General features: G+C 61.9%; 6 protein-coding genes and 1 rRNA gene. 5 read left to right on the top strand and 2 right to left on the bottom strand.

Features of this window, described 5'->3' with window-relative positions; all coding sequences use genetic code 11:
- The first annotated feature begins 188 nt into the window (after positions 1-188).
- The 4 genes from rrf (at position 189) to HWW87_RS36800 (ending at position 1799) form a co-directional block, all read left to right on the top strand.
- Positions 189-301 (top strand): 5S ribosomal RNA (gene rrf / locus HWW87_RS36815).
- Positions 302-549: 248 nt separating this feature from the next.
- Complete coding sequence (gene cueR, locus HWW87_RS36810) at positions 550-954, top strand: Cu(I)-responsive transcriptional regulator (protein ID WP_027784959.1); 405 nt, start codon at positions 550-552, stop codon at positions 952-954.
- A 215-nt stretch (positions 955-1169) separates the two neighbouring features.
- Positions 1170-1316 (top strand): DUF3563 family protein, encoded by a 147-nt coding sequence (locus HWW87_RS36805; protein ID WP_006478295.1) that lies wholly within the window; start codon positions 1170-1172, stop codon positions 1314-1316.
- 147 nt (positions 1317-1463) lie between these two features.
- Positions 1464-1799, top strand: a complete 336-nt coding sequence (locus HWW87_RS36800) for a hypothetical protein (protein ID WP_244107419.1) — start codon at positions 1464-1466, stop codon at positions 1797-1799.
- Between the two features lie 15 nt (positions 1800-1814).
- Here HWW87_RS36800 and rlmJ read toward each other — a convergent pair whose 3' ends face one another.
- Positions 1815-2660 carry a 23S rRNA (adenine(2030)-N(6))-methyltransferase RlmJ gene (gene rlmJ, locus HWW87_RS36795; protein WP_174391279.1) on the bottom strand — a complete coding sequence of 282 codons (846 nt, stop codon included), beginning with the start codon at positions 2658-2660 and terminating at the stop codon, positions 1815-1817.
- 111 nt (positions 2661-2771) lie between these two features.
- The gene (locus HWW87_RS36790) at positions 2772-3743 is read right to left on the bottom strand and encodes an aldo/keto reductase (RefSeq protein ID WP_175824374.1); all 972 of its coding nucleotides are present in this window, start codon (positions 3741-3743) and stop codon (positions 2772-2774) included.
- A gap of 164 nt (positions 3744-3907) precedes the next feature.
- On the opposite strand from HWW87_RS36790, the gene HWW87_RS36785 reads away from it, so the two are divergent.
- Positions 3908-4539: 3-hydroxybutyrate dehydrogenase (locus tag HWW87_RS36785; protein ID WP_175824373.1), on the top strand; the 632-nt coding region annotated here is incomplete at its 3' end.

The following is a 4539-nucleotide window of genomic DNA, read 5'->3' as shown; positions in this document are numbered from 1 at the left end:
CACTTACGAGCATCCCACGCAGAGCGTCGAGCAGCGAAGCTGATCGATGCGGCGCGCCGGTTGAAGTACCGGTGACCTGCGTAGCAAGACAAGACATGTTGAATTCTCGTGTGTGATACACACAACCTAAATTACTGCTTCTTCCAAGATTGGTTCTGTTGGCCACGCCAGCAGAACAACCCTCTTTGCCTGATGACCATAGCGAGTCGGTCCCACCCCTTCCCATCCCGAACAGGACCGTGAAACGACTCTACGCCGATGATAGTGCGGATTCCCGTGTGAAAGTAGGTAATCGTCAGGCTCCCTAAGCCAAGAACCCCCGCCCGACAAGGCGGGGGTTTTTGCATTTCGGCGCCCCAAAAGCATACGGCGCAGCGCGCCCATTCCTCGTCACCCAACGGCGTACGCGCCAGATCAGTCATCTGCGCTCCAGCTGCCAAGCCTTCCCCCGGAACGAAGCCCCGCGATTTGATACGATCGAAGTGTCGTCGACGAGGGCATCCGTCGACATTCGTGTTCGAAACCAGGGCTTGATGAAGAGGGCGGGGAATGAATATCGGCGACGCGTCGCGCGAATCCGGAGTCAGCGCGAAAATGATCCGGTACTACGAACAGGTCGGCCTTCTTGCGCCGAGCAAGCGTACCGATGCCGGCTACCGGATCTACGGCGCGGACGAAATCCATATCCTGCGGTTCATCCGTCAGGCGCGACGACTCGGCTTTCTCGTCGAGGACATTCGCAAGCTGCTGATGCTCTGGCAGGATCGCTCACGCGCCAGCGCCGAAGTGAAATCGATCGCGCTCGAGCACGTGGCCGAACTCGACAAGCGAATCGCGGAGCTGAGCGACATGCGCGACACGCTGGCCGATCTGGCCGCGCACTGCCATGGTGACGGGCGGCCTGAATGCCCGATTTTGGCGCGCCTGGCCGACCCCGTCGGTGAACCAAATTAGTGCGCGCCCTCGAGCCTCAAAACAGGCTCAGACTCCCTGTCATTAAAAATCAATGGGTTAGGTCCGATCTGCTCGCCTTCATTCCAAATTGGAATGGTCTCCATGCAAGTTTTTCACTGGCATCTTGGTGCGGCATCGCTATAATTCGGGATAACCCTATACGGGAAATCCCTGAATCTCGATTCACCAGGGGTCCCTCTTCCTTGGAGAACGTCATGATCGCCTACATCGTTGAAAAGCTGAGCAACTGGTTCGAATCCGCAGAACGTGAGCGCCGTGAGGCTTACCTCGCTACGTCGTCGGACATCGTCCAGCTCGAGAGCCGCATCCGCTCGCTCGAGACCAACGGCTACTCGCTGTAATCGGAGTCACCGTCAGGTGCCGAGCGGCACCGAACGATAAGCAAGCCCCGTATTGACGGGGCTTTGTTTTTTTGTGCGTCGGATCTGGCGAAATCGTCGGTGCAGCGCTATGGTATGGACCTGCTTTTCATCTTGAAGGACACGATCATGCGTTTGCGTGTCGATGTGCGTCGCAGTGCTCGCGCGCGTCTCGTTCTGGGCGCGGCCGTGCTCGTTCATGGCCTCGCGGCCGGTGCCGCGACGTCGTCCAAGCCGCTCGTGCTCGATACGCAGCGGGGCATCCAGGACGGCAAGGGCGGGTTGGTGTTGCAGACGGCACCGTTGTCGCCGGAGCCGATCGTCGAGCCGGCAGGCATGCGTGCTCCGGCCGGGCAGGCTCCGAACACGTCGGTCCCGCTGTTCGTCGCACCGTATATCAATGTTCCCGCGTGGGGCGGCCAACCGGCCTATCAGCCGAGGCTCGCGCCGAGACCGCAGCCGTAACGACCGGTCGCCCGATCAGTTCCCGCGGTGCTCGATCTGACAGCGGGCGCCGCTATCCTGTCCCAGCATCTCGACCAGGTAGGGCAGTGCCTCTTTCATGCTCTGAGCGAGCGTATACGGTGGATTCAGGATGAACATCCCGCTGCCGTAGAGGCCCAGTCCGTCTGTCGGCGGATTCGACACCGTCAGCGTCAGGTGCAGCCAGTTGTTCGGTTGAAGGCGCTTCAACTGTTCGGGAAAGCGTTGCGATTCCAGCCGCGTGACCTGCGGGTACCAGATTGCATAGCAGCCGGTCGCGAAACGCTTCAGGCATTCCGTCATGCAACTCACCACCCGGGCGTAATCCTTCTTGTCCTCGTAGGACGGATCGATGAGCACCAGTGCGCGTCGCGGCGGCGGCGGCAGCAGCGCCTTGATACCTTCGAAGCCGTCGCCGGCGAAGATCATCGCGCGTCGTCCCGCGTCGCGGAAATTGTGGCGCAGCACATCGATTTCCGTCGTGTGCATTTCGAACAGGCGCATACGATCCTGCTCGCGCATCGACCGCCATGCGATGTACGGGGAGCCCGGATAGAAGTGCAGTTCGCCGTCGTCGTTCAGCGCGCGGACTTCATCCACATAGTCGCCCAGCGCTTCCGGCAGGTTCTTTTCGTTCCACAGCCGGCCGATGCCGGTATCGAATTCCGACGTCTTCGCTGCATAACCGTCGCGCAGCGAGTACACGCCCGCGCCTGCGTGCGTATCGATGTACCAGTACGATTTGTCTTTCTTGTTCAGGTAGCGCAGCAGCTGGACGACGACGGCGTGCTTGAGCACGTCTGCGTGGTTGCCTGCGTGAAAACCGTGACGATAACTGAGCATGGCTGGCTGCCTGAAACGAAAGGTGAATCGATGAAAGCGGTCGATCGTGCGCGGCCGTCAGGCCGGGTGCCGATGCGGCCGCGTATTGTACGCGAGTGGCCGCAAGTCGCCTTACTCGTATGCGTCGCCGACCACCGCCTCGATGCGTTGGTTCACATCCGGCGTCAGCTTCGCGGCAACGTCGAGCGCGCGCATGTTTTCGCCGATCTGGTCGATCCGCGATGCGCCCGTGATGACCGAACTCACGCGCGGATTCGCGAGCACCCATGCGATTGCCAATTGGCCGGTGCTGCAGCCGAGTTCGGCCGCAATCTCGCCGAGCCGTTCGACGATGTCGTTGGCGGCCCGGTCGGTCAGGCGTTCGCGCATCCAGTCGTAGCCTTGCAACTGCGCGCGGCTGCCGGCCGGCACGCCGTTGCGGTACTTGCCGGTGAGCAACCCCGACGCCAGCGGGCTCCAGGTCGTGAGGCCGAGACCGTAATCGTCGTAGAGCCGCGCATATTCCTGTTCGACCCGGATGCGGTGGAACAGGTTGTACTGCGGCTGTTCGACGACCGGCTTGTGCAGATGATGCCGCTCGGCGATCTCGCATGCTGCGCGGATCTCGTCGGCGCTCCATTCCGACGTGCCCCAGTACAGCGCCTTGCCGCGCACGATCATGTCGCTCATCGCCCAGACGGTTTCCTCGATCGGCGTATGCGGATCGGGGCGATGGCAATAGACGAGGTCGACATAGTCGAGCTGCAGCCGGCGGAGCGAGCCGTCGATCGCGTTCAGCAGGTATTTCCGGTTCAGCGTGTGATACTGGTTCGGGGCTTCCGCGAGCCCCCAGAAGAACTTCGTGGACACGATATAGCTGACGCGCGGCCAGTCGAGCGATTTGAGCGCGTGGCCCATGATTTCCTCGGATTTGCCGCCGGCGTAGACCTCGGCGTTGTCGAAGAAATTGACGCCCGCGTCGCGGGCCGCAGCGAGGCATTCGCGCGCGACCCGCTGGTCGACCTGGTTGCCGTATGTCACCCACGAACCGAGGGAAAGCTCGCTGATCTGCAGGCCGGAGCGGCCTAGCCGTCGATAGTGCATGAGAACCTCCTGCCGAACGGAATCGACCTTAAGCTTAGACGTTTTGCGCGCGAACGGCGGGGCCGATCGTGCACAATGACGGCTGGCACGTCGATACGATTTCGCGATGAGCGCGGATACGGCGGGCGCGTGTTTTATCGATCCGATAATGGGAGGAGACGGACATGGCAGCAGATCTGAATGGCAAGACCGCAGTCGTCACGGGCGCCGCGAGCGGCATCGGCAAGGAAATCGCGCTGGAGCTGGCCAAGGCAGGCGCGGCCGTCGCGATCGCCGACCTGAACCAGGACGGCGCGAACGCGGTTGCCGACGAGATCAACAAGGCAGGCGGCAAGGCGATCGGCGTCGCGATGGACGTGACCAACGAGGAAGCCGTGAACAGCGGCATCGACAAGGTGGCCGAAGCGTTCGGCTCGGTCGACATCCTCGTGTCGAACGCCGGCATCCAGATCGTCAACCCGATCGAGAACTATTCGTTCTCCGACTGGAAGAAGATGCAGGCGATCCACGTGGACGGCGCGTTCCTGACAACGAAGGCCGCGCTCAAGCACATGTACAAGGACGATCGCGGCGGCGTCGTGATCTACATGGGCTCGGTGCACTCGCACGAAGCGTCGCCGCTGAAGTCGGCGTACGTGACCGCCAAGCACGGGCTGCTCGGCCTGGCTCGCGTGCTGGCGAAGGAAGGCGCGAAGCACAACGTGCGCTCGCACGTCGTGTGTCCGGGCTTCGTGCGCACGCCGCTGGTCGACAAGCAGATTCCGGAGCAGGCGAAGGAGCTCGGCATCAGCGAAGA

It is taken from the genome of Burkholderia sp. BCC0419 (genome assembly GCF_902830285.1).
In the GTDB taxonomy this organism is placed as follows: domain Bacteria; phylum Pseudomonadota; class Gammaproteobacteria; order Burkholderiales; family Burkholderiaceae; genus Burkholderia.
Note: the sequence above shows the minus strand (reverse complement) of the source record. Positions and strands in the feature narration are given on the sequence as shown.